At 72.2% G+C, this 23,206-nt stretch carries 23 protein-coding genes; 11 read left to right on the top strand and 12 right to left on the bottom strand.

Going from position 1 to position 23,206, the window contains the following annotated elements; all coding sequences use genetic code 11:
- The first annotated feature begins 72 nt into the window (after positions 1-72).
- Entirely contained in the window at positions 73-1,986 is a 1,914-nt protein-coding gene (locus EDD29_RS21730; protein ID WP_170201499.1) for a protein kinase domain-containing protein, read from the top strand.
- A 300-nt stretch (positions 1,987-2,286) separates the two neighbouring features.
- On the opposite strand, the gene EDD29_RS21725 is transcribed toward EDD29_RS21730, so the two are convergent.
- The 6 genes from EDD29_RS21725 to EDD29_RS21700 all read right to left on the bottom strand — a co-directional run bounded on the left by EDD29_RS21725 (position 2,287) and on the right by EDD29_RS21700 (position 10,289).
- Positions 2,287-3,330, bottom strand: a complete 1,044-nt coding sequence (locus EDD29_RS21725) for an MBL fold metallo-hydrolase (protein WP_123666178.1) — start codon at positions 3,328-3,330, stop codon at positions 2,287-2,289.
- A 30-nt stretch (positions 3,331-3,360) separates the two neighbouring features.
- On the bottom strand, positions 3,361-4,938 hold the full coding sequence (mhpA, locus tag EDD29_RS21720; RefSeq protein WP_123666177.1) for a bifunctional 3-(3-hydroxy-phenyl)propionate/3-hydroxycinnamic acid hydroxylase MhpA: 1,578 nt from the start codon (positions 4,936-4,938) through the stop codon (positions 3,361-3,363).
- Positions 4,935-6,809: an acyl-CoA synthetase gene (locus EDD29_RS21715; RefSeq protein WP_123666176.1), complete on the bottom strand. Its 1,875-nt coding sequence runs from the start codon at positions 6,807-6,809 to the stop codon at positions 4,935-4,937. The genes mhpA and EDD29_RS21715 overlap by 4 nt, the downstream gene beginning before the upstream one ends.
- Positions 6,810-6,934: 125 nt before the next feature.
- Positions 6,935-8,041 carry a VOC family protein gene (locus tag EDD29_RS21710; protein WP_123666175.1) on the bottom strand — a complete coding sequence of 369 codons (1,107 nt, stop codon included), beginning with the start codon at positions 8,039-8,041 and terminating at the stop codon, positions 6,935-6,937.
- Positions 8,042-8,067: 26 nt separating this feature from the next.
- Positions 8,068-8,904: a fumarylacetoacetate hydrolase family protein gene (locus tag EDD29_RS21705; protein WP_123666174.1), complete on the bottom strand. Its 837-nt coding sequence runs from the start codon at positions 8,902-8,904 to the stop codon at positions 8,068-8,070.
- Between the two features lie 101 nt (positions 8,905-9,005).
- Positions 9,006-10,289, bottom strand: a complete 1,284-nt coding sequence (locus EDD29_RS21700) for a PucR family transcriptional regulator (protein ID WP_148086043.1) — start codon at positions 10,287-10,289, stop codon at positions 9,006-9,008.
- Positions 10,290-10,401: 112 nt separating this feature from the next.
- Between EDD29_RS21700 and EDD29_RS21695 the strand changes: the two genes are divergently transcribed.
- Both EDD29_RS21695 and EDD29_RS21690 read left to right on the top strand, forming a co-directional pair.
- Complete coding sequence (locus EDD29_RS21695) at positions 10,402-11,394, top strand: amidohydrolase family protein (protein WP_123666172.1); 993 nt, start codon at positions 10,402-10,404, stop codon at positions 11,392-11,394.
- A 40-nt stretch (positions 11,395-11,434) separates the two neighbouring features.
- Positions 11,435-12,085, top strand: a complete 651-nt coding sequence (locus tag EDD29_RS21690; protein WP_246052914.1) for a class I SAM-dependent methyltransferase — start codon at positions 11,435-11,437, stop codon at positions 12,083-12,085.
- Here EDD29_RS21690 and EDD29_RS21685 read toward each other — a convergent pair.
- Both EDD29_RS21685 and EDD29_RS21680 read right to left on the bottom strand, forming a co-directional pair.
- Positions 12,064-12,288 (bottom strand): hypothetical protein, encoded by a 225-nt coding sequence (locus tag EDD29_RS21685; RefSeq protein WP_211359825.1) that lies wholly within the window; start codon positions 12,286-12,288, stop codon positions 12,064-12,066. The genes EDD29_RS21690 and EDD29_RS21685 overlap by 22 nt on opposite strands.
- Positions 12,289-12,321: 33 nt before the next feature.
- The gene (locus EDD29_RS21680) at positions 12,322-12,993 is read right to left on the bottom strand and encodes a GntR family transcriptional regulator (protein WP_123666171.1); all 672 of its coding nucleotides are present in this window, start codon (positions 12,991-12,993) and stop codon (positions 12,322-12,324) included.
- 131 nt (positions 12,994-13,124) lie between these two features.
- On the opposite strand from EDD29_RS21680, the gene EDD29_RS21675 reads away from it, so the two are divergent.
- Positions 13,125-13,724: a TetR/AcrR family transcriptional regulator gene (locus tag EDD29_RS21675; RefSeq protein WP_123666170.1), complete on the top strand. Its 600-nt coding sequence runs from the start codon at positions 13,125-13,127 to the stop codon at positions 13,722-13,724.
- A gap of 219 nt (positions 13,725-13,943) precedes the next feature.
- Here the strand turns inward: EDD29_RS21675 and EDD29_RS21670 are convergent, their stop codons facing one another.
- A complete protein-coding gene (locus EDD29_RS21670; RefSeq protein ID WP_123666169.1) occupies positions 13,944-14,948 on the bottom strand; it encodes a HEAT repeat domain-containing protein in 1,005 nt (334 codons plus the stop codon).
- Positions 14,949-14,954: 6 nt separating this feature from the next.
- A complete protein-coding gene (locus tag EDD29_RS21665; protein ID WP_211359824.1) occupies positions 14,955-15,623 on the bottom strand; it encodes a HEAT repeat domain-containing protein in 669 nt (222 codons plus the stop codon).
- Between the two features lie 300 nt (positions 15,624-15,923).
- Here EDD29_RS21665 and EDD29_RS21660 point away from each other — a divergent pair, with 300 nt between their 5' ends.
- The 3 genes from EDD29_RS21660 to EDD29_RS21650 all read left to right on the top strand — a co-directional run bounded on the left by EDD29_RS21660 (position 15,924) and on the right by EDD29_RS21650 (position 18,624).
- A complete protein-coding gene (locus EDD29_RS21660) occupies positions 15,924-16,109 on the top strand; it encodes a hypothetical protein (RefSeq protein ID WP_123666168.1) in 186 nt (61 codons plus the stop codon).
- 97 nt (positions 16,110-16,206) lie between these two features.
- A complete protein-coding gene (locus tag EDD29_RS21655) occupies positions 16,207-17,478 on the top strand; it encodes an FxsB family cyclophane-forming radical SAM/SPASM peptide maturase (RefSeq protein ID WP_123670607.1) in 1,272 nt (423 codons plus the stop codon).
- A 195-nt stretch (positions 17,479-17,673) separates the two neighbouring features.
- Positions 17,674-18,624, top strand: a complete 951-nt coding sequence (locus EDD29_RS21650) for a glycoside hydrolase family 113 protein (RefSeq protein WP_123666167.1) — start codon at positions 17,674-17,676, stop codon at positions 18,622-18,624.
- On the opposite strand, the gene EDD29_RS48145 is transcribed toward EDD29_RS21650, so the two are convergent.
- On the bottom strand, positions 18,528-19,049 hold the full coding sequence (locus tag EDD29_RS48145) for a glycoside hydrolase family 6 protein (RefSeq protein ID WP_425454981.1): 522 nt from the start codon (positions 19,047-19,049) through the stop codon (positions 18,528-18,530). The genes EDD29_RS21650 and EDD29_RS48145 overlap by 97 nt on opposite strands.
- Between EDD29_RS48145 and EDD29_RS45560 the strand changes: the two genes are divergently transcribed.
- From EDD29_RS45560 to EDD29_RS21635, 3 genes are all read left to right on the top strand, one after another.
- A complete protein-coding gene (locus EDD29_RS45560; RefSeq protein ID WP_170201222.1) occupies positions 19,014-19,208 on the top strand; it encodes a hypothetical protein in 195 nt (64 codons plus the stop codon). The genes EDD29_RS48145 and EDD29_RS45560 overlap by 36 nt on opposite strands.
- Before the next feature lie 246 nt (positions 19,209-19,454).
- Positions 19,455-19,943, top strand: a complete 489-nt coding sequence (locus EDD29_RS21640) for a SigE family RNA polymerase sigma factor (protein WP_123666166.1) — start codon at positions 19,455-19,457, stop codon at positions 19,941-19,943.
- Positions 19,943-20,569 carry a hypothetical protein gene (locus tag EDD29_RS21635; RefSeq protein WP_123666165.1) on the top strand — a complete coding sequence of 209 codons (627 nt, stop codon included), beginning with the start codon at positions 19,943-19,945 and terminating at the stop codon, positions 20,567-20,569. The genes EDD29_RS21640 and EDD29_RS21635 overlap by 1 nt, the downstream gene beginning before the upstream one ends.
- 125 nt (positions 20,570-20,694) lie before the next feature.
- Here EDD29_RS21635 and EDD29_RS21630 read toward each other — a convergent pair whose 3' ends face one another.
- Positions 20,695-21,627: a hypothetical protein gene (locus EDD29_RS21630; RefSeq protein WP_148086042.1), complete on the bottom strand. Its 933-nt coding sequence runs from the start codon at positions 21,625-21,627 to the stop codon at positions 20,695-20,697.
- Positions 21,628-21,744: 117 nt separating this feature from the next.
- Between EDD29_RS21630 and EDD29_RS21625 the strand changes: the two genes are divergently transcribed.
- On the top strand, positions 21,745-23,121 hold the full coding sequence (locus tag EDD29_RS21625; RefSeq protein ID WP_148086041.1) for a tetratricopeptide repeat protein: 1,377 nt from the start codon (positions 21,745-21,747) through the stop codon (positions 23,119-23,121).
- The last annotated feature ends 85 nt before the right edge of the window (positions 23,122-23,206 follow it).

The following is a 23,206-nucleotide window of genomic DNA, read 5'->3' as shown; positions in this document are numbered from 1 at the left end:
TAACTTCCGATGCGTGGCGTTCCCGTGTTCTTTCTTGGACACTTGGCCGCACGACGGCGGACAGGGACGGCCATGGATGTTCTGGCGGGACGCTACCGAGTGGAGCGACGGCTGGGGAGCGGCGGCATGGGCGTCGTCCACCGGGCCTGGGATCAGGAGCTGGACCGGGCGGTGGCGGTGAAGGTCCTCTCCGCGGACCTGCTCCGCGACGACGCCCACCTGGCGCGCTTCCAGCGCGAGGCCCGCGCCGCCGCGGCCCTGTCCCATCCCAACATCGTGACCGTGCACGACACGGGGATCGACACCACCGGGTCCCGGCCGGTGCCCTACCTGGTGATGGAGCTGATCGAGGGCGACTCCCTCGACCGGCTGCTCGAGACCGATCCGCCGGCCCCGGAGGAGGCGGCGCGGATCGTGCTGGCCGTGCTCGACGCGCTGGCGCACAGCCATGCCCGCTCGGTCGTGCACCGCGACATCAAACCGGGCAACATCATGGTCCGCCGCGAAGGCGCCCGCCCGCACGTGAAGGTCCTGGACTTCGGCATAGCCCGTCTCCTGTCCGGCGCCGCGACCGTCCTCACCGCCGACGGGACGAGGATCGGCACCCCCGCCTACATGTCGCCGGAGCAGGCCGCGGGAGAACCCGTCGGGCCCGCGTCCGACCTCTACTCCACCGGCTGCGTGCTCTACGAACTCCTGACCGGCCGGACCCCCTTCACCGCGGACTCCGCCGCGGCACTGATCTTCCACCACCTCCACAGCGTCCCCGTCCCGCCCACGGCGCTCGACCCGACGCTGCCGTCCTCCTGGAATCCGGTCCTGGCCACCGCGCTGGCCAAGGACCCCGCGCGCCGCCATCCCGACGCCTCGACGATGCGCCGCGCCGTCGAGGCCGTCGCCTGGCCGCTCGGGGATCCGCCCGCCGCCGCGCCGACCCGGGAGGACCCTCCCGCCCCGAACGTCCCGGCCTCCCGTCGGCTGGACCGCCGCGGCCTGCTCGGCCTGGGCGCCGTCGCCGCGGCCTCGGTCGGCGTGCCCGTCGCCTGGGTGCTCAACCGTGCGCCGCGCGACCGCACCGCCCCGCTGCGCGCCATCAAGCCTCCCGCCTTCCTCCCGCTCGACGGGTTCGTGATGTCCCTCGCGTTCAGCCCGGATGGCGCGACCCTCGCCACCTGCGGCGAGGACGAGGCGGTGCACCTGTGGAGCGTCCCCGGCCTCGCCCGGAAGGGCGAACCGCTCACCGGCCTCACCCGCGAGGTCACGTCGGTGGCGTTCAGCCCGGATGGCACGACCCTCGCCGCCGGCAGCCGGGACGCGACCGCGCGGCTGTGGCGGGTCGCCGACGCCACCCGGCTCGGCGGCCCCCTGACCGGGCACGCCATCTCCATCGAGGCGCTGGCGTTCGGCCCGCACGGGGACCTGCTCGCCACCGGCGGTTCCGACGCGACGGTGCGGCTGTGGCGGCTTGCCGACCGCACCCCGGTCGGCAAGCCGCTCGCCGGGCACGACTCCGAGGTCTACGCGGTGGCGTTCAGCCCCGACGGCACACTTCTGGCCAGCGGAGGCACCGACAGGACCGCGCGGGTGTGGTCCGTTGAAGCGCGGGCGGAGAAGGGCATTCCGCTCGTGGGCCACACCAGCTCGGTCAACGCCGTGGTGTTCTCCGTCGACGGCCGGAGTCTCGTCACCGGCAGCGACGAACTGATCCGTTGGTGGAGCGTGGAGGACCACAACCCGCTCGGCACGCTCTCCACCGGCTCCAGCGGGCACACGACGTCCGTGGTCTTCACCCGCGACGGCAGGACCCTGGCCACCGGTGGATCCGACCAGATGGTGCGGCTGTGGCGCGTGATCGCCGCCGGACAGGCCGAACCGCTCGCGTCCCCCCTCCCGGCCGGAGGGGACGTCTCAGCCCTCGCGTTCAGCCGGGACGGCTCGCTCCTCGCCGCGGCGGGCGGCGATGGCGTCCGGCTCTGGCGCCTCTGACCGCCGCGCCGTCCCGCACCGGTCCGCGGCCCGAGCCCGCGGCGACGCGACGCGCAGCGCGGGAGGCCGTCCTGGGGTCGGCCTCCTCATGGTGATCTCCGCTCGGCCCGACCTCGCCGCGCCCGGCCTTCCCGATCGGGCCCCGATCGTCGTCGCGTTCCGCGTCGGCGACCTCGACGTCAGTGGCGGTGCAGGGGGAAGGCGGAGGACGAGGCGGGCGCCGGGTGCGTCGTCGGTGCGGTCCGCGGCGTGCAGGGTGCCGTGGTGGGACTCGGCGGGTACCGCCGGAGGCGTGGGGTGTCAGACGACGATGAGGAGGCCGTCCTTGCCGAGGGTGATCTCGCCGGCGTAGTGGTCGCTCATGCCTGCGACGAACTGGCGGCGGGGGAGGAGGCCGTCGGGCCAGGGGGTGAGGTGGGTGAGGGCCAGGCGTTTGACGTGGGCCTGCTGCGCCTGCTTCGCGAGCTCGATCGTGTCGGCGTGGTACGGGATGGTGCGTTCGGCGACGTCGGCCTCGTAACTGAGGCCCTCCTCGCGCATGATGGGCAGGGCGCGGCGGACGAGGTGGGCCGCGTAGGCCTCGTGGACGACGAGGTCGGCGTCCTGCATGGCCGGGAGGTTGCGGGGCGTGACCTTCGTGTCGCCGCTGACGAAGACTTTTTTGCCCCGGTAGGTCATGACATAGCCGAACGCGGGCTCCACCGGTTCGTGATCGACGAGCCGGGCGTCGATGGTGATGCCGCCCTCGTCGTAGACGCGGACGGACTCGGCGCCCTCGGGGATCTCGATCTCGTTCGGGGCGGCCTGGGCCGCGGCGGCGTTCTCCGCCTGGGGGCCCATGTGCTCCTCGCGATAGCCGTTGTCGAGCGCGTAGGCCGCGCCCAGGTTCGTCACGACCTCCTCGGTGCCGACCGGCCCCCACACCGGCAGCGGCGCCTTGCGGCCCCAGATCCAGCTCTCGCTGACGAGGGTCGCCAGGCCGTTGAAGTGGTCGGAGTGGAAGTGGGTGAGGAACACCCGGTCGAGTTCGGTGACGGGCACGTCGGAGTCGGCGAGCGACTTGGTGGCGCCCTCGCCCGCGTCGAACAGGAACATCTTCCCGCCCGCCGCGACGAGCGTGCACGCCTGCGCGCGGGCCGCGCTGATCTCGGGCGAGCCGGTCCCGCACAGCAGGACCTGAATGTGCTCCTTGTCCTCCAGGAGGCTCCGGTCCTGTTCCTCGGTCACCTTGGCCCGGATCACCGCCTCGGTGATGGCGTCCTCGCCGAAGTGGACGGTCGCGACCACGGCCATGACCAGGGCGAGGACCACCGCCAGGGCGATCCGGACTCTCTTGCCTCTCATTCGGGGGGTCTCCTCTGCAACGGTGCGCTCTCAGGGGGTGGTGGGAGGAAGGAGCTTCCGCCAGTCGGCGGCGGGGAGCCGGGTGAGCTCCGCGAAGGAGGTGAGGACCGTGCGATCGGGGCGGACCACCGCCGCGACGGCCCGGCCCCCCGACAGCCAGCCCGCCAGGACGTCCTCGTGCCCGGTCGTGCGGGAGCCGTCGGGGCGCAGTATCTCGGTCCGGTCGGGTCCGGCGTGCACGACGACGGCGTTCAGGTCCGCGGCGAGCCCGGTCAGCGACGGCGTGGCCGGGAGGCGGGTGACGACGGTGAACCCGGTCCCGAGCAGGTCGTCCAGCCGGTGGGCCGCGCCGTCGACGGTGAGCGACGGCTGCGGCAGGAACGTCCCGGCCAGCCGCCCGCCCGCCACGAGCGGTCCGCGCCCCAGCGGGGGCGAGACGCTCTTCGTCATCGCGTGCCGCACCGCGGCGATCCGGGTGAGGACGCCGAGGAGGGCCCGGCGCACGAAGGCCGTCTTGTCCTGGCCCCCCGTCATGGCCCGCCCGATCGACACCGCGGTCTTGACGACGGTCGTGACGTGCGGGGCCCGTTCGCTCTGGTAGGTGTCCAGGAGCCCGTCCCCCGCCACGGGATCGGCGCCGGCCGCGGCGAGCTTCCAGCTCAGGTTGGCCGCGTCGCGCAGCCCGGCGCACATGCCCTGGCCGATGAACGGCGGGGTGAGGTGGGCGGCGTCCCCGAGCAGGAACAGCCGGCCGGCCCGCCAGCGGTCGGCGACCCGGGCCTTGAACGTGTAGGAGGCGCTGCGGATGACCTCGAGCTCGGCGAAGGGGAGGTCCCCGGTCCAGGGGGCGAGGAGGCGCGTGAGCGACTCGGGCCGGGTCAGCTCCTCCGGCGTCTCGCCGTCCCGCATCCGGAACTCCCAGCGGTAGCGCTCTGCGCCGATCCGCATGAACGTCGCGGCACGGCGCGGGTCGCAGATCTGGTCGACGCCGTCGTACTCGCCGAGCCGGTGCGCGCACCGCACGTCGATGACGAGCCACTGCTCGGTGAACCGCAGGTCGCGCATCTCCGCGCCGATCGTCGCGCGGACCAGGCTGTTGGCCCCGTCGCACCCGAGGACGGCTTGCGCCTCGACGGTCCGGACCGCGCCGCCGTCCACGTCGCGCAGCACGGCCACGGCGGGCCTGGCGGCGTCGCCCGGCTCGATCTTCTCGACCTCCACCCCGGTGAGCAGCCGCGCTTCGGGATGCCCGGCGAGTTCCGCGCGCAGCAGCAGTTCCAGGTCGGGCTGGTCGAACAGGTTCGACTCCGGCCAGCCGTGCTCGCCGACGAGCCTGTCGCGGTGGAACTCCGCCATGGGGCGCAGCCGCGCGTCGAGCAGCCGCATCCCGGGAGCGGGCCTGCTGATCCCGGTGAACGCGTCGGCGACGCCGAGCGCCTGGAGGACGCGCAGCACCTCGTCGTCCAGGTGGACGGCCCGGGGTAGCCGATACACCTCGGGATGGCGCTCGACGACGAGGCTCGGCACCCCGTACCGGGCGAGGAGGATCGCGCAGGCAGTCCCGGTGGGGCCCGCGCCGACGATGAGGACGGGGGTCCGCTCGCTCATGCCCGCCCCCCGGCGATCTCGTGCGTGAACGGGAACCGGTCGAGCTCGGCGGAGAGCCCTCCGGGGTCGCCGGAGACCCGGACGACGGCGTGCGGCCTTCCCTCGCGGGTCTCGACCTCGACGGTGTCGGCGAGCCCTGCCGCGTCGAGCACCGCGGCGACCACCCGCCGCACCGCGTCCTCGACGAGGGCGGGCTTGAAGATCTTGCCGACGACGGTCACCGGCAGGCTCTCGACCACGTGCACGGACCGGGGCGTCGCGGCGGGCTCGGGGGCGTGCTCCCGCGCCCAGGCCAGCAGCTCGGCCTCGTCCGCGTGAGCGCCCTCGGCGAGGACGAGGTAGGCGACGGGCACCTCGCCGGAGTGCGCGTCCGGCGCGCCGACGACGGCGGCCTCCCGCACGTCGGGGTGCGCGAGCAGGGACTCCTCGACGGGCCGGGGGTCGATGTTGTGGCCGCCGCGGATGATGAGGTCCTTGGCCCGTCCGGTGAGGTAGAGGTAGCCCTCCTCGTCGACCTTCCCGAGGTCGCCGGTGAGCAGCCACCCGTCGAAGATCTTCCCCGCGGGGTCGGGCGCGGGGCCGTCGGGGCCGGGCCGCAGGTAGCCGGGGAAGACGCTCGGCCCGCTGATCGCCAGGACGCCCGGGGTCCCCGGCGGGCAGTCGCCGGTCGGGACCTCGTCCGGGTCCACGGTGACCGCCTTGACCCGCTGGTAGGGCAGCCGCAGCCCGACCGAGCCGGGGCGCGGCGCGAACGCCGGCGTGGTCGAGGTCGCGCACGTCGCCTCGGTCAGCCCGTAGCCCTCCAGCATGGGCACCTTCGCCGAGGACTCGAAGGCGGTGCGGGTCGCGCGCGGCAGCGGCGCGGCGCCGACGGCCCCGGCGCGCAGACTGGACAGGTCGGCGTCCTCGGGGACCGGCGGGAGCGAGGAGTACACGGTCGGCACGCCGGAGAAGCTCGTCACCTTGTAGTGCTCGATGATGCGCCAGAAGTCCGCCATGAGCGCCTTGTCGCGGTAGCCGCGCGGTCCGAGGCTCACCACGGCCGTCCCGTGCAGGAACGGCCCGAGCCCGGTGACGTGGACGGCGTTGACGTGGAACAGCGGCAGCCCGGAGAGCGAGACGGCCCCTTCCAGGAAGACGCCGGAGCAGCCGAGCGCCCAGGCCATGTAGACCTCCATGGCGTGGGTGTGCGGGGCGACCTTCGGCACGCCGGTCGTGCCGCCGGTATGGAAGTAGGCGGCGAGGTCCCCGGGGCCGGGCCGGTGGCCGGTGCGCAGCCGGTCGGCCGGCTGGGCCGCGGCGACGGCGTCGAAGTCGGCCCCGCCTTCGGCCCCGGGCGGCCCGCCGACGGCGGCCAGCGCGCGCAGTCCGGGCAGCCGGGCGGCGATTCGCCGCGCCTTGGCCCACAGTTCGGGGGACAGGTCGGGACCGGGCGCGAGCAGCACGTCGGGCCCGGTCAGCGTGAGGATCTCCACGAGGTGGTCCTCGGCGAGCATCGGGTTGACCGGGGCCGCGATCCCGGCCGCCTGCGCGCCGAGGAGCGCGGCGTAGGTCGCGCCAAGGTTGGGCAGCATCAGCGCGACCACGCCGCCCTCGGCGAGCCCGAGTTCGGCGTAGGCGTTCGCGGCCTGGTGCACGCGCGCCTGCAGTTCGCCGTAGGTCCAGACGGGGGCCTCCCGCCAGGGCGCGCCGTTCTCGCCGAGCAGGTGCAGCGCGGGCCGTTCGGGGTGGGCCGTCGCGGTGCGGCTCAGCAGCGCATAGGTGGTGGCGGGAATGCCGCGTTCGGAAAGCGGGACCGCTTCGATGACCGGGACGTCCTCGGGGAGCAGGACGAGCGGGCGGTCTCCCTGGGTGTGCGGGGCGGGAACCATCGGGTTCTCCTCGGGACGGGTCGGGCCGGTCGCGCCGGGGACGGGGTGGGGACGGGGTGGGGACGGGGTGGGGACGGGGTGGGGACGGGGTGGGGACGGGGTGGGGACGGGGTGGGGAACCGGGGTCAGGAGCTCATGGCCTTGCCGAGGGCGAGGATCCTCGGGAGGTCGAGCTCGTTGTCGGCGCGCAGCGCCCGGACGGCGTCGCGCAGCATCGCGGGGCCGTTGCCGAGGAAGTCGGACGTGGCGGGCGGCCCCCACTGGCGGAGGCCCGAGGCCGTCATGGTGTCCCAGCCCGGCTCCAGGGAGCTGTCGAAGCGGTCGCCGTCGGTGAAGTGCTCCACCAGCAGCCGGTCGGGGTCGCGCCAGTAGTCGAAGATCTGGCTGCCCTGGATGTGCCGCCCGATGCCCCACGAGCGCCGGTGCCCGCGCTCCTTCAGGTGCTCGCCTCCGGCGGCCAGGGCGTCGAGGTCGGCGACCTGGTACGCGGAGTGGACATATCCGGCGGCGGGGGACAGCAGCAGGGCGAGGGTGTGGTGGTCGGCGGGCTCGTCGCCCCGGTCGCACCGGATGAAGGCCATGACGGGGCCCCGGTCGCGCTGCCCGTCGAGGTACAGGAAGTCGCTGACGATCAGGCCGAGATGTTCGAGGAACCAGTCGAGGTCGCGCAGGAACACGGTGCTGGCCAGGACCACGTGACCGAGCCGTTCCACCAGGGCGGGCGCGCGTTCGGGCCGCTGGGCCGCGTTGACGCGGGGGAACCCGCCGCCACTGTTCACGGTCAGAGGGCTCTGCGTCGGGAGGGCGGTGTGTTCGGGCGCGCCGTAGACGACCTGGACCCTCAGGCCGGAGGGGGTGAAGGCGGTGACGGCCCGGCCGCCCGTCTCCAGCTCCTCGACGCCTCCGCCGGTGGCGCGCGCGAGCCGGTCGAGGTCGGCGTCGGCGGCGGCCTGGAACACCGGTCCGGCGAACCGGGAGCGGGGGCCGCGCCGGATGACCAGGCAGTCGGTGCCCGCGAGCGCGCCGCGCAGCCGCAGCTCGCCCGGGGTCCGCTCGACGGTCCTGAACCCGAAGTCGTGGGCGAAGCCCTCGGCGCGGTCGAGGTCGGGCTTGACCAGGTCGAGCCAGGCCAGGTCCCTGACCTTGATCACGGGGTCGGCGGCCCGTCCGGGGTGCTCGCCGCGCAGCGCGCCCTGCTCGCTGTGCAGGTCCTTGTGCGGGTCGGCATGCATGGGTTCGCTCCTTTCTGCCCGGTCCGTCAGGCGAACGTCGTGCGGAGGGCGCCGAGGTGCTCGATCGTGGTGACGAGCTCGTCGCCGGCCGCGAGGAGGCGCGGCGGGGTGCGGGTCGCGCCGATCCCGGCGGGAGTGCCGGTGAAGATGAGGTCGCCGGAGCGCAGCAGCGTGACGGCGGAGAGCTTGGCGATGAGCTCCGGCACGGAGAGGATCATGTTCCCGGTCCTGCCGTCCTGCATGGTCTCGCCGTTGAGCGTGCAGCCGATCCGCAGGTCGCCCGGCTCGGGGATCTCCTCCAGCGTGACCACGGCCGGGCCCGTCGGGCCGAACCCGGGGTGCGACTTGCCCAGCGAGAACTGCTGCGGCGCGGGTCCCGACCACTGGCCGATCCGCTCGGAGAGGTCCTGGCCGACGGTGAGGCCCGCGACGTGCTCCCAGGCCGCGTCCTCCGCGATCCGGTGGCCGCCCCGGCCGATGACCACGACGAGCTCGGCCTCCCAGTCCACCCAGCCCTCGGGCAGGTCGACCCGCGCGACGGGGCCGGTCAGGCAGGACGGGAACTTGGTGAAGGTCACCGGCCAGGAGGACGCGGCCTCCAGCTCGGCCTCCTCGGCGTGGTCGCGGTAGTTGACGCCGATCGCGAAGACCTGGCTGGGCCGCGGGACGGGCGGGCGCAGGTCGTCGTCGGCGTAGGGGACGGCCTCACCTTCCAGGGCCGCGAGGACGGGCAGGGCCTCCTCCCAGCGCTCGAACAGGGCCTGGGGATCGGGGCCGAGGACGCCGCCGGACGCCTTGTGGACGTCCACGGCGCCGTCTCCGGTCAGCAGCACGGCCCGGCCGGCGAGATTGGCGATGCGCATGGTTCCTCCTCGATGACGGGTGCCCCGATTGAACGAGGAACCGCAGGAGGAGTGCTTGGGCCGTCAGCCCAAAGTGATCGGATCCTTTTGGGCCGACGGCGTCATGGCGTCGAGGGACCGCCGGGAGGCAGGGCGGTGGCCGCGCGCAGCGCGAGCCAGACCTCGTGGCCTACGCCGACCGGCCGCCCGAGGAGCTCCTCGGCCCGCCGCACCCGGTAGGTGACGGTGTTACGGCTCACGCTCAGCAGTTCCGCGGCGAGGGCGGGACTGCGGCCCTGCTCCAGATACACCCGGAGCGTCTCGCGGAGTTCCGCCGCGCGCGGGCCCGGGTCGGCGAGCTCGCCCAGGACCTCCGCGACGTACCAGCGCGCCTCCTCGACGTCGGCGGTGGCCAGCACCTCCACGCTCACCTCCGGGTAGGCGCGCACCCGGTCGCCGATCCGCAGGGCGATCCGCTCGGCCGCGCGCGCGCCGAGGTGGCTGCGGCGGAACCCCTCCTGGCCGGACGCCACGGGCCCGGCCGCCACCCGGATGCCCGGTGGAGGCTCCCGCAGCGCGCGGGCCAGAAGGTCGTCGGAGGGCCGGGTGGCCCACCCGGCCCAGGCCCACAGCGCCGACGGGCCGTCCCGCACGGTGAGGGACTGCTCGGCTCCGGTGTCCCTGGCGAACGCGCCCGCGTACCGGGCGAGGTCCGCGGCCCGTCCGTCGGCGTCGTCGGTCCAGACGATGAGCGCGAGGTGGTGCCGGTCGAGCGAGCACCCGAGGACCCGGGCCGCCCGGTCTGCGGTGACGCGGCGCGCGGCCAGCAGGTCCTCCACGACCGCGCGGCGGGCCGCCTCCGTGCCCGCCTGCCAGCGGTCGCGCTCGGCGATGTACTCCTCGGCGAGCCGGCTGGCCTGGACGTCGGCGTACTCGAACAGGGCCTCGGACACGCGGTGGCTCTCGGCCGACCGGACCGGCTCGGGCTCGCGCTCGATCGCGGCCATCAGCTCGCGGTGCAGCCTGGCGTGGCCGATCCGCACCCCGCGCAGCACCCGGTCCAGTGAGATGTTCCGGTGGACGAGCGCGGCGTTCGCCTCCACGGCCTCCGGCGCGACCTCCAGCGGGGACACGCTCCGGTCGGTGAGCAGCCCGAAGAGGGTGAGGAACACCGTCGCCTCGACCGCGCGGCCCAGCGTCCGCTCCGGCACCGCGCCGCCTCCGTGCTCGGGCACCCGCTCGATGACCTCCGCGGTCATCGCCGCGGCGACCCGCACCGACCACCGGACCGGCCCGGGGCCGAGCAACCCGGTCACCGCGCCCAGCGTGGCCGCCCCGCAGACGGGCTCGGGCACGGGTCCGTCCGCGTCGAGCCGCAGCACCCAGGTGCGCGCTTCGTCCAACACGCCTCAAGTACAGCACGCGCGGGGATACGGCCGGGCGGGCAAAATATCGCTAATCCATTGATTTAGCGTTTTTATCGCGGCAGACTGCGCAGACTTTCCCCGAGGAGGACGCATGCCGACCGACCCCACCGCGCTGATCGACGTCCACGCGCATTTCGTCACCGACGCCTACGTCGCCGCGGCCCGCGCCGCCGGGCACGAGCATCCCGACGGGATGCCGTCCTGGCCGTCCTGGGCCGCCGCGGCACACGTCGCGTTCATGGACGGGAGCGGGATCGGCAAGGCGCTGCTGTCGATCTCCTCGCCGGGCACCCACTTCGGCGACGACGCGGCCGCGCGGGAGCTGAGCCGCCACGTCAACGAGCACGCGGCGCAGGCCAGGGCTCAGCATCCCGGACGGTTCGGGCACCTCGCCGCGTTGCCCCTGCCCGACGTCGAGGGGTCCATCGCCGAGGCGCGCCACGCGCTGGACGTCCTCGCCGCCGACGGCGTCGCGATCCTGTCCAACCACCTGGGCGTCTACCCGGGAGACTCCCGCTTCGAGCCCCTCTGGGCCGAACTCGACCGGCGCGGCGCCATCGTCTTCGTCCACCCGACCTCACCGCCACAGGCCGACGCCGTCGCGCTCGGCCGCCCCCGCCCGATGGTCGAGTTCCTCTTTGACTCCGCCCGCGCCGCCGCCGACCTCCTCCTCTCCGGCGCTCTCGCCCGGCACGGCCGCATCCGCTGGATCTTCACCCACTGCGGCGGCGTCCTCCCCCCGCTCACCGAACGCCTCGACCTCTTCCGCTTCCTTCTCCCCGTCCCGCCCGGTGCCTCCGACGCCGCCTCCCGCGACCAGTTCGGCGACCTCTGGCACGACCTCGCCGGCACCCCCTTCCCCCACCAGGCCCCCGCCCTCGCCGCCGCCTTCGGCTCCGAGCGCCTCCTCTACGGCAGCGACTCCTGCTGGACCCCCGACTTCGCCGTCACCGCCCAGATCCACGCCTTGGACGCGGCCCCGCCCCTGCCGGACACGTCATCCTGGCGAGACCTCACCACCCGCAACGCCCACCGCCTTCTGGCCCGGAACGAGACGGTCAATTCGGTCGAACGGCCCTCGTGATCGCCCGTCGAGCCCGGGTCCGCCGTAGTAGCGTGGCCGGGTGGGAGAGCTTCTCGGCGCGGACGAGCTGGCCCGGTCGAGCGTCGTCGCGAACTGCGCGATGAACCGAGAACGCGGGCCGGCCTCGTACCGGCGCGAGCTGGGGTTCGACGTCCTGGGGTTCCTCGCGGGGCGGCTGGAGGAACGCGGCGCGGTGCGGTGGCTCGACCTGTGCTGCGGCGCGGGACGGGCGCTGAGCGAGGCCGCGCCCGTGCTCGGAAGCGCGGCGGAGCTGGTGGGCCTCGACCTCGTCGGCTTCTTCGCCCCGGCCCACCCCCGCGTCAGACTGGAGACCGCCTCGATCGCCGACTGGGCGCCCGACGGCCCGTTCGACCTCATCACCTGTGTCCACGGCCTGCACTACGTCGGCGACAAGCTCGACGCCCTCAGCCGCGCGGCCTCCTGGCTCACCGCCGACGGAAGCTTCCACGCGAACCTCGACCTTGCGGGCATCCACGCCCCCCGACGTCCTCTGGCGGCCTCGCTCCGCGCCAACGGCTTCTCCTACGACGCCCGTCGCCGCCGGATCACCTGCACCGGGCGGCACACCCCCCGGTTCCCGTTCGCTTATCTGGGCGCTGACGACCGCACGGGCCCCAACTACACCGGCCAGGACGCGGTGACGTCCTACTACGACCACTCCCCGTCCTGACCCGCGCGGCGGTCCTCTAGCGCGCCGCCCTCCTCGTACCCCCACCAAGACCCGCTCTGGCCGGGGACGAGCAGCAGGGCGGGGCTGTCCGGTGAGCCGGCCATCGCGTAGTTCATCCGGATCTCGCCGAGGTCCACGATCCGTTCGGGAAACGCGTGCTCGGTGAAGACGTCGGGATGGTCGCTGTGGTCGGGGTACGGCACGGCTGCTCCTGAGAGTGCGGCGTGAAGGGTGCGTCAGCCGGTCGCGTCGGCCTCGGCGACGGCGCGGAGGCCGTCGGCGGTCCTGTCGAGGTGCCGGGCCAGCAGCTCGGCCCCGAGGTCGGCGTTCCGGGCGACCGCGGCCTGGAGCAGTTCCGCGTGCTCACGGGCCACGTCGCGGTCGAAGTCGTGGCCGACGGGGACGGACCAGTGCCGGTAGACGGCGGCGGCGTCGCGGAGCGTCATCGTGACGTTCAGGAGCTGGTCGTTGCCGCAGCCGTCGAGCAGCGCCCGATGGAACCGCTCGTGCACCTCGAACCAGGTCTCGTTGAAGCGCCCGTCGACCATCACGGGGATCGCGGCGAGATGGTGGTGCGCGGCGACGGCCTGCGCCTCCCAGCCGATGCTGCCGCGCTCCATGGCGAGCCGGAACACCACGGGCTCGATCCGCACCCGTGCCTCGGTGAGCTCGTTGAGATGTCTCAGCGACAGCGCCATCACGCTGAACCCCTGCTGTGGGGTCGCCACCACGAGCCCCTGCCCGACCAGCCGCGTCAGCGCCTCCCGCACCACCGACTGGCTCATCGAGAACCGCTGCGCCAGCTCCACGAGCCGGAGCCGCTGCCCGGGCACCAGGACTCCGTGGAAGATCTCCTCCCGGAGCCGCGCATGCACCAGCCCCGCTCGCGTCTCCTTCTCCCCGGCCATGGCCGGGAAGTCTAACAGGACATGGTGCAGGAATATCGATAACAAGGAGATTTAACGATAATCATGGATGGTCGGGAGAGATCTCCGCTGGGGCGGGGTGGGGTTGGAAAACGCGGTCGGATGATGGAGAGATGGGCGGGGAAAGGGACGAGGAGGCGTTCGCGAGGCTGCGGAGGGCGGCGCTGCCGCTGTTCGCGAGCCTCGGCTACGACGGCACGGACACCCGGATGATCGCCGACGCGGCGGGCGTGCCGCGCGAGGTCGTCATCGCGGCGGGCGGACGCCGGGCCCTGTACCTCGCGATCGTCGACACCTACTACCGGGAGCAGATCGCCGCGCTCGACGAGATCGCCGAAGGGTTCACCCCGGACGAGCCCGGCGTCCGCCGGCTTCTCGAAGGCATGCTGGAGTTCTATCTCGACCACATCCCCGAGATCTCGATCTGGCAGCACCGCTACCTCCGCGACGCCGCCGACCTGATCGACATCGACTCCGCCTACCGGCAGCCGATGTTCCATCGCATCGCCGACCTCCTCGGCCCCGAGATCACCGACCGCATCGACGTCCCGATGGTCTTCAGCATCGTCAGCTGGAGCCTGCGCGGTTTCCTCAGCGAGGGCATCGTCCGCCCGGACGGCTCCGCCCTGGGCGCGGAGACCCCCGCGGGCCAACTCCGCTTCCGCTCCTACCTCCCGCACCTGACCAGCCTCTTCTTCGCCAAGGACCCCTGACGGAGCCGCCCCCGGCCACGTGGCCGGGGGCGCGTCGCCGCGCGGGTCAGGCCAGGCGGGGATCTGCGCCTCCTGCGGCTGCACCGGGCTCCACACGACCAACCTCCCCGCCCTCTGGGCGACTTACGCCGAATCCCGCCCCGAAGACCACCTCACCCGCCCCCGACAACCCTGACCCACGCCCGAGGGCCGTAGGCGTACGGCGCGGCGGGAGGAGTGTCAGCGGGTTTCGCGGAGCTTGAGGATGTAGGTCGCGGTGAGGGCCACCGTGCGGTCTTCGTCGTGGGTCAGGGTTTTCAGGGCTTGGGTGGCATTGGGGCCGGGGATGTCGGCTAGGGCCTGGGTCAGGCGCTGGCGGATGGCGGGGTCGGTGGTGGGGGTGGTGAGGGGGGTGACGAGGGCGGTGGTGATCTGGGCTTCCAGTGCGGGGTCGTTCGCCAGGGTGCTGAGGGCGTCGGCCGCGTCGACGTCGTTCGTCTGGTCGACGATCATGGTGATGAGGGTCGGGACTGCGGCGGCGACGCCGCGGGTGCCGAGGGCCAGGGCGGCGTGTCCGCGGACGACCGGGTCGGGGTGTGCGAGGGCGTCCTGGAGCAGCGGGGTCGCGGCGGCCTGCGGGATCTCGGCGATGGCCTGGACGGCGCGTTCCCGGACCTCGGCGGCCGGGGAGGCGAGGCCCTCGGCCAGCGGCGGCAGGACGCCGGCGCCCGATCGCGCCAGGGCCCAGCGGAGGGCCCCGGCGACGTTCGGGTCGGCTTCGCCCAGCGCGGCCTCGACCAGCGCCTCCGGCGGGACCGGCACCTCCGTGACCGAGGACAGGGCCGCGCTCTGACGCGTCCCCGCGCTCTCCGATCCCAGGGCGTGCAGGAGCGCGACGATCTGGAGGACGTTCTCCCAGTCGGCGGGTTCCGCGGCGCCGATCCGGCGGAGCCGGGTGAGCAGCTCGGTCTCGCGCGCGATGCGTTCCCGGGTCTGGCCGATGAGATCGTCGACGAGCTCGGCGGGCGTGAAAGCGGGATCGTCCAGCGCGCGCTTGACCTCGCGCAGCGACAGCCCCAGTGACCGAAGGCTCTCGATGTGGAAGATCCGCCGGATGTCGTCGCTGGAGTACTCCCGATAGCCGGCGCCGGTCCGGCCCGTCGGCCGGATCAGGCCGAGCGCGTCGTAGTGCCGGAGCATGCGGGCGCTGACCCCGGACCGCCGGGCCACCTCACCGATCAGCACTGCCTGTCACCTCTCCTGGGCGGTCGGGCCGAGGGCCACGACGCGCTTCGCCTCCTCGATCGCGAACGCGAATCCGGCGTCCGGGTCGCGCAGCAGCCGTTCCGTGGCGATCGCGTGCTGCCGCGCCCGAAGGCCGGGACCCTTCATCGCCGCGTCCAGGGTAGGCAGCATCACCTCGCCGAGCGCGATCAGCGCGCGGCTCAGGCTGAGCTGTGTCTCGCGCTCGCCCCGCCCGAGCTGCGTCGCGAGCACCGCGGCCAACGCGGATTCCTCCCCTTCGGGCACGAGGCCGACCGCCGTCCGCCACGCGGCCCGCGCCACCTCGTCGTCGGCGTCGGTCAGCAGCGCCCGCGTGATCGCCGGCCACGTGCTCGGGTCCCCGATCTTGGACAGCGTGTGCAACGCCTGGCTCCGCGCCTGAGCCCGCGCCGAGCGGAGCTCGGCGAGCAGCTTCGGCACCGTCAGCGCCGTCGGGTGACGGGTGAGCGCCCATGTCAGCATGTCGCGCACCGAGAACTCGGGCTCGACCCCGCACCGCTCGACGAGCTTGTCGACGAACCGCGGGTCGGGATGCGTGCCGACCGCCAGCGCCGCCCGCAGCCGCACCGACGGGTCGCTCTTCTCCAGCCCCTGGAGACCCCGCGTTACGTACGGGTCCTGTCCTTGCGTGATCACCGAGATCACCTCCTCGGTCCCCAGTGAAGACCTTGCCACCGTGTCAAGGTCAACCGCGATCGACACGCGCGGCGATCCGGTTTCGACGTCGGCGGCCCGGCCGTCCCGTGTCGGTCGACCACGCAGTGCATTCTTCGATGAATGCGGGCTCCCACGTGCGAAGGAAATGAATTCAGTGATCTAAACATGGAACCGCAGCCGAACCACTGACCGTGATCTTGTCAATCGTTGCCATGGGCGGTCGCGGGGGACGCTGCCTACTCTCGCGGAGATCCATTCCTTAGTGAAAAGGAGTGTTAAATGCCCGAGGACTCCAAGCGGGACCACCTGCGTAGAGCCGCCGCCCTTGCGGCGGCGGCCGCCGCCGCGGCGGCGGCGCTCGCCACGGGGGCGGCCACCGCTGGTTCCGGTGCGTTGAGCGTGGCGATCGCCACGGTGGCCGGCGACAGTGACGTCACCGTGGTGGCGGGCTCCTTCAACAGCTGATCCGGATTCAGGCCGAACCGAGTTCCGGCTGCGTGGTGGACGACCGTATTCGCCACGCAGCCTTCCTTCTGCGGGACACGAAACAAGGGTGGTCGAAATGCGGGAACTTCCCCTGGTCAGCCTGGCCTCGAATAAGACCGTGGGCGCCGCCTGCGAGTGGCCGACGAAGGACGTCGTCGACGCGGCGCTGGCGAATCCCCGGTGGCAGCCGAGGCCGTTCATCGAATTCGTGCTCAAAATCCACAGCAGGTGCAACCTGTCGTGCGACTACTGCTACGTCTACGAGATGGCCGACGACAGCTGGAAGGACAACCCGGCCACGATGTCGAAGGCCACCGTGGACCAGGCCGCCGCCCGCTTCGGGGAACACCTGCGGGTCCACGCGAGCGAGGTGCCCGTCGCCAAGATCGTGCTGCACGGCGGTGAGCCGCTCATGGCCGGCCCTGAGATGATCACTCATCTCGCGGAGCGCTTCCGTGCCGAGACGCCGCCGGGCGTCGACCTGGACCTCCGACTCACCACGAACGCGGTGCTGCTCACCCCGGACAACCTGCGGTTGATGCGCGAGTGCGGGATCCGGGCCTACGTCAGCCTGGACGGGGACCGGACGGCGCACGATCGGCACCGCAAGTACGCCAACGGTCGCGGCAGCTACGACGCGACCATCCGGGGCCTCCAGGCGCTCCGTGCCCCGGAGTACCGGGACCTCTTCTCCGGCCTCCTGTGCACCATCGACCTGGCGAACGATCCGATCGACGTCTACGAGGCGCTGATCGCCCACGCACCGCCCATGCTGGACTTCCTGCTGCCCCACGGGAACTGGACCCAGCCGCCGCCCGCCTGGGGAGGCGACTCGGGCGCCACCCCGTACGCCGACTGGTTGATCCCGATCTTCGACCGGTGGTACGACGCGCCGGTCCGGCCGACCTCGATCCGGCTGTTCGACGCGATCATGACCCTCGTTCTCGGGGGCCGAAGCCGCGCGGAGACCGTGGGCCTGTCGCCCTTCCAGTCGCTCACCATCGACACCAACGGTTCGATCGACTTCTGTCACCAGCTCAAGTCGGCCTTCAACGGCGCCGCGATCACGGGCCATCACGTGGCACGCGACGCGCTCGACGCGCTCCTGCTCCAGCCCGGCGTCGTCGCCCGTCAGATCGGGGCGGACGCGCTCAGCGACACCTGCAAAGCCTGCCCCATCCGGGACATCTGCGGAGGCGGCCTCTACGCCCACCGATACAAGGCCGGCACCGGCTACCTCAACCCGTCCGTCTACTGCGCAGATCTCTCGCAGCTCATCGCCCACATCATCGAGCGCGTGGCCGGGGACGTCCTGAACCCGACCGACCCGGCGGCCTCGACCGCATGACCGCGCATGAGGTGCGCGAGGCACCCGGAACAGCGGTGAGCCGCTACGCGCGGCCTGAACCCCCGCCCTGAGGCGGGCGCGAGATGAAGCGGCGAGCTGAACGCGGAGTCAAGGTGGCGGGATTTCGTACTGTGGCTGGATATCGTCCGTTGACGCCTTGTCCGGCCGGGGCGTCGGACGAGGGGAGGGCGTGACGTGCGGGCGCGCGGTATCAACTACGACACCGGGTTTCTTCCCGGGGCGGGGATCTCGCGTAAGACGTTCCGCGCAGAGACGGTGCGGCGTGACATGGAGGTGATCGCCGGGCAGTTGCACTGCGATGCCGTCCGGGTCTCCGGGCGGGAGCCCGAGCGGCTGAGCCTCGCCGCGCGGCATGCCGCGGAGGTCGGCCTTGAGGTCTGGTTCGCCCCGTTTCCGGTGGACCTTCCGCCCGACCGGTTGCTTCCGTTCTTCGCCGACTGCGCCCGCCGGGCGGAGTCGGTGCGGCGGACCGGCGCCGAGGTGGTGTTCGTGACCGGTTGCGAGATGAGCGCCTTCTGCCACGGGTTCATCGCGGGTGACACCTATGGCGACCGCCTGCAGGCCATGGCGACCGCCGACATGGAGTGGTGGTCCTCGCTCGGGCCCGTCCTGGAACGCCTCAATGGCTTCCTCGCGCAGGTCGTCGCGACCGTCCGCCTGCACTTCGGCGGGCCGGTCACCTACGCCGGCGCTCCTTGGGAGTTCGTCGACTGGAGCCCTTTCGACCTCGTCGGCGTCGACGCCTACCGTGCCGCCTACAACGCCGATGGCTTCCGCGAGGAGATACGCGCTCACTTCGCCCACGGCAAGCCCGTCGCGGTCACCGAGTTCGGAACCTGCGCCTACCGGGGTGCGAGCGAACGCGGCGGGATGGCCTGGCGGGTGCCGGCGGATGCGGTACGGGACGAGGAGGAGCAGGTGCGCTACTTCAACGGCCTCCTGGACCTCTTCGAGGAGGAGGGCGTGGACACCGCCCTGTGGTTCACCTTCGCCGGTTACGGCAGACCCGGCGTCCTCGATCTCGGCTCCTACGGCGTCACCCGGCTCATCGACGAGGACCGCTGGGAGCCGAAGAGGGTGTTCCACGCGATGGCCGCCAGGTACCGGCGCGCAACCGGCCCTTGAGCAGCGACCGAACTGACAGGGCGGAGCCGGTCAGGGGAGGGCGGGGTGGGCGTTCTGCATGAGCCGCTGGAACTGGGCGGAGAACCAGTGGCCGGGCTGGCCTGGGGGCGCTCGCCTAGGCCGGCGCCGGATTGGTTGCACCAGTTGCCGGCGTGGATGCGGCGGCCGACCCGGGAGACGTCGAGGACGGTGGAGGTGCTCGCCGCGGTCGGGCGGGCGGTGCCGCCCCAGCCGTTGCGTGAGGTGTCGATGAGCATGCCGATGCCGGACGGGAAGCCGGCCGACACCAGTTTGGTGCGGAACGCCTGGGCGAAGCTCAGTTCGCCGACGTAGTAGTTCCGCAGGATCTGCGGGCCGGCGGCGACCGGCTGGCCGGCTGCCTCAAGGCCGTGAACGAGGCGGGGCTCGGCCCGGTCGTCGCGCACGGCGACATCCTCCAGCCTTCCGGCGAGCACTCGATGAACCGGCTGCTGTCCCGGCGGCCGGACCTCGACGCCGTGCTCGTCGCCTCGGACCTGATGGCGCTGGGCGCATCCGGCTCACCACCGTCCGCCAGCCCGTCGAGGAGATGGGCGAGCGGATGACCCGGGACCTCCTGGCCCGGTCCGTCGCCGTACCGGCGAGGCCGGCAGCGTCCTGCGGACGAAGTCGATCGTGCGGGAGACCGCCTGACCCGTCGCCGGAGTCACCTTGCCAGAGGAGGAGACCCGCCATGCGAGTCGGTCGGCCACGAGCCGGCGATGGCGGACTACGGCCGGCTCTTCGGGGAGTGACACCGTCGGCCCTCTTGCGCTGGGGAGAGGGGTCCGCTTTCTGATAATTTCGCCGATGTGCGGCCGGATAGGGAGTTTCATGAGTTCTTCGAGCTCCATTACCGGTCACTGGGCCGTTTCGCGTATCTGATGCTCGGCGATCCCGACGAGGCCGACGACCTGGTCGCGGACGTGTTCGCGGAGGCGTGGCGGCACTGGGGGAGGGTCCGGCGGGCCACGGACCCCCTCGCGTACGTGCGGAGGATGCTGGTGAACCTGGCGGCGACCAGGGTGCGCGGCCTGGTCCGCGAGCGGCGCGGCGGCCGCGAGCTCAGCGTGCTCGGGCGCGGCCACCGGCACGATCCCGACGTCGCCGCCCTGGTCGACCTCCAGGCGGCTTTGCAGTCCCTCCCGATTCGCAAGCGCGCCTGCGTGGTGCTGCGGCTGGTGCTGGAGATGTCGGAGGCCGAGACCGCCGCGATCCTCGGCATCTCCGTCGGGACCGTCAAGAGCCAGACCGCGCGGGGCCTCGCCCAGCTCCAGGCACGGCTGGGGGTGGAGGGCTGATGGACGATCTGTGGCGCGCGCTGCGCGCCGACGCCGCGGCCCACGAGCCCGACCGCGAGCTGATCCTCGCGCGGATCGAGGCCCGCGAACCCGCCAGGGCGCGGATGCGCCCGCTGCTCGCCGCCGCCGCGGCCGCAGCCGTGCTGGTCGCCACCACCCTCGTCGGCTGGAGCCTGCGCGCCCAGGAGGACGCCCGGCCGGTCGTCACTCCTTCCGACGCCCTCGGCCGGACGACCTCCGAGGTGCCCCCGCCGCCGGTGGGCGAGAGCGCCCCGGCCGCGCGGCCGTTCGATGTCGTGGCCTCGCCCGACTCCTCCGGTAACGGCTACTGGGCGCAAGCCGACGTCCGGGTGACCGTCCGGCGGACGGTCACCGCCCTGACCGTCACGATCAGGATCCGCGCCGCCGCGGGCGAGACCTTCGCGGGCGCCTTCAGCACGGCTTCGACCGTCGTGGCGACGTCCGCCTCCGAAGGCGGCTTCCTCGTCTACCGCTGGACCCTGGGCGACGGCGACACCCTTACCCCCGGCACCTATCTGTTCGCCGCCCAGTTCGCCCGCGAGCCCGGCCCCCGATCCAGCTCCCACGACACCTACGCCGTCGACGACACCACCGGCAATTTCTGAGAAATCTTCAGTCTGACGGCAACCTTTCCCCCTCCCCGATCGACCTGTGAAGACCGGCGCGGGTCAAGACTTGTGGGAGCGGACCCGCGCCGGCCACCCCACCGCCGACGGCACCGCCTGGGGGCTCAGTAGATCTTCCAGGTCGTGTGGGCGGTTTCGTCCAGGTTCCTCAGGTAGTAACTCCCGACGAGCGTGCCCGGCGTGATGCGCAGTGCGAGAAAAGCCGTGCCGTCGAGGGAGCCGGTGACGGTATGGGCGGAGTGGAAGGTGTTGACCTCGACGGAGTCGAGACCTTCGCCCTCGTAGGAGTCGGGACCCGCGTGGTACAGGTAGAACTCCGTCGGCTCGTTCGGCGGAAGGCCGCCGAACGCGACGGTCACCGTGGTGGATTTCGCGCGGTCGTAACCGTAGCTGTACCGGTCGTCGAAGACGGCGAATGCCTTCGGCGAAGAAGGGAGCGAGACCCTGATCTCGCGCGTCACCGTGTGGCCCCCCTGAACGGCGGTGAGGGTGTAGGTGCCTTCAGCCACTCCGGGAAGGAAACGCACAAAGAACGGCTTTTGGTCGCTGACTACGTTGGAGGGGTCGGACAAAGGGGTCACGACCTGCTCGTCCATGGTCTGGCCCGAAGGGTCGGTCAGGGTCACGGTGACCGCCGCGCCGGACTTCGAGCCGACCACGCAGAAGGAATCCTCGAAGGGAATGGTCTCCATGAAAGGGCCACGGGGGTCGAGGGTGTCGTAGACCGTCGCCTCTCCGGACTCGATGGTCCCGTCGGGCAGGCCGAGCGCCTCGGTCTCGAGGTACGTCATCAAGGCGAACTCCTGCTGCTGGTAGCAGTTGAAGCCGCCTCCGCCGACGGGGAATCTCAGTTCCTTGTCGAGGCCGGCGGGCCGCTGCCCCGGACGCGGGTCTTCGAGCACGGCCTCGGCCTGCGGCTGCTCGCTCGCGACGGAGGGCGGCGAAGGCGGCACAGGGGGATCCGCGCTCGGTGCATTGGGGCCGGATCCACATGCTCCGCACAGGAGGAGCAGCCCGAGCGCGGCGAGTCCGAACAAGCGTCTTCCTTCGGCGGAGCCCATCAGCATTTCTTCTCCGGAGCATGTCGTTGCTTTGCCAGAAAGAAGATAATGGGAGTTGCACAGTGATCGCTCATTATTCGTGAGGTCTTCGTGGTGACCGGAACCGGCGATCCTCGGCATGAGGATAGGGATGAAGAGGGCGAAACGGTCGATGAGGGTGGGAGGGTCTCGCAAAGCGAGGAACAACGCGGCTGGGGGAAGCTGCTGCGAGCCGCCGTCGTCTTCTTCGTCGCGGCGTTCGGCTTCCTCGGCGCCGTGATCGCACTGCCAGGTGATCTGCCCGGCTTCTGGCAGAGCCTCCCATGGGTCGGTGCGCCACCGCTCAAAGGCGCGTTGAGAATCGTCGTCGCACCGATCGCCATCGACGCTCCGAAGAAGGCCGATGAGGACGAGGAGGTGGCCGAGGCGTTCGGGGACGCGCTCCTGGAGATGGTGGCGGACGAGTTCACCGAGCCCGGGGTGGTCGCCGTAGGAGGGGCGGACAACGACGACGTCGGCGTCTATCGCACCGAAGCGGGCCGCGCTGAGCGGCTCGGCACGGACCTGTCCTCCCGCCGCGGGCACATCGCGGTCTCCGCGACGCTCATTCCAGGCGTCGTGGACCGGCTCCGCGTCGAGATCTACCTGGACCGGCACCGACTGGGCGAGGCATACGAGCTGGGTGGGTTGCAGTCCTTGTCCGAAGCCGAGTTCGGCGATGTCGCGGATAATCCCTCCGCGCACCGTAATGCCCAGAACTTCCTTCTCGGTAAGGTCCGCCTCTACTCCAGGATGCTCATGGCCGCGGGAGACTATGCGACGGGGGACGAGCGGGGCCTGAAGACGAGCATCAAGGAGATGAGGGCGCTCCAGCCCGATCTCACCGGCGCGGCCGAACGTTCCTTCAGCTGGCTGCTCATCGGGAACGCCGAGGCCCGCGCGCACCGGCGGCACAAGGCGGAAGCGGCCTACCGGAGCGCCCTTGACGCGGATCCGGGCTCCGTGCGCGCCAAGCTGGGACTCGCCGAGATCACCTATTTGCGAGCCGGCGGAACCTTCAGCGGACAGATGTGCACGAGAGAGGTGTCCCGGGAGAAGGTCCTGGACGAACTGGAAGGCCGATACGAAAAGCTCGCCGGAGAAATCAGCCAGGATGACCGGCACGATGTTCGCCCCCGGATACATTTCGCGCTGGCGCGCACCCGCCTGTGCCTGCTGCTGATCCGGGGAAAAGGCCCGATCGACCGGATAGAGATGGGCTTCCGCACCGCGGCCGCGTCCTGGGAGAACGACACGAGGAAGATCTGGCTGCGCACCCTGACCGCCGACTCCTACGCCCTGCTCGGCGAGATCAGCATGCTCGCGCTCGTCGATCGGGCTCCCGACCCGGCGACGGCCGCCCGGTATTTCGAGGCTGCCGCTCGCCTCGCCCCGGACGAGGCCCGCCGCACGGCCTACCATCAGCGTGACGAGGACGTGCGCTCGCCCTGACCGCCTCGCACCGCCAGAGTCGGTGCGGCGGCAGTCCGGGAGACGTTGGCGGTGCGGCGACGGACAAGGTCCCAGGCGGCTGGGA

It is taken from the genome of Actinocorallia herbida, assembly GCF_003751225.1.
Taxonomy (GTDB): domain Bacteria; phylum Actinomycetota; class Actinomycetes; order Streptosporangiales; family Streptosporangiaceae; genus Actinocorallia; species Actinocorallia herbida.
The sequence above is the reverse complement of the archived record's forward strand: the minus strand, read 5'-3'. Positions and strand labels throughout refer to the sequence as shown.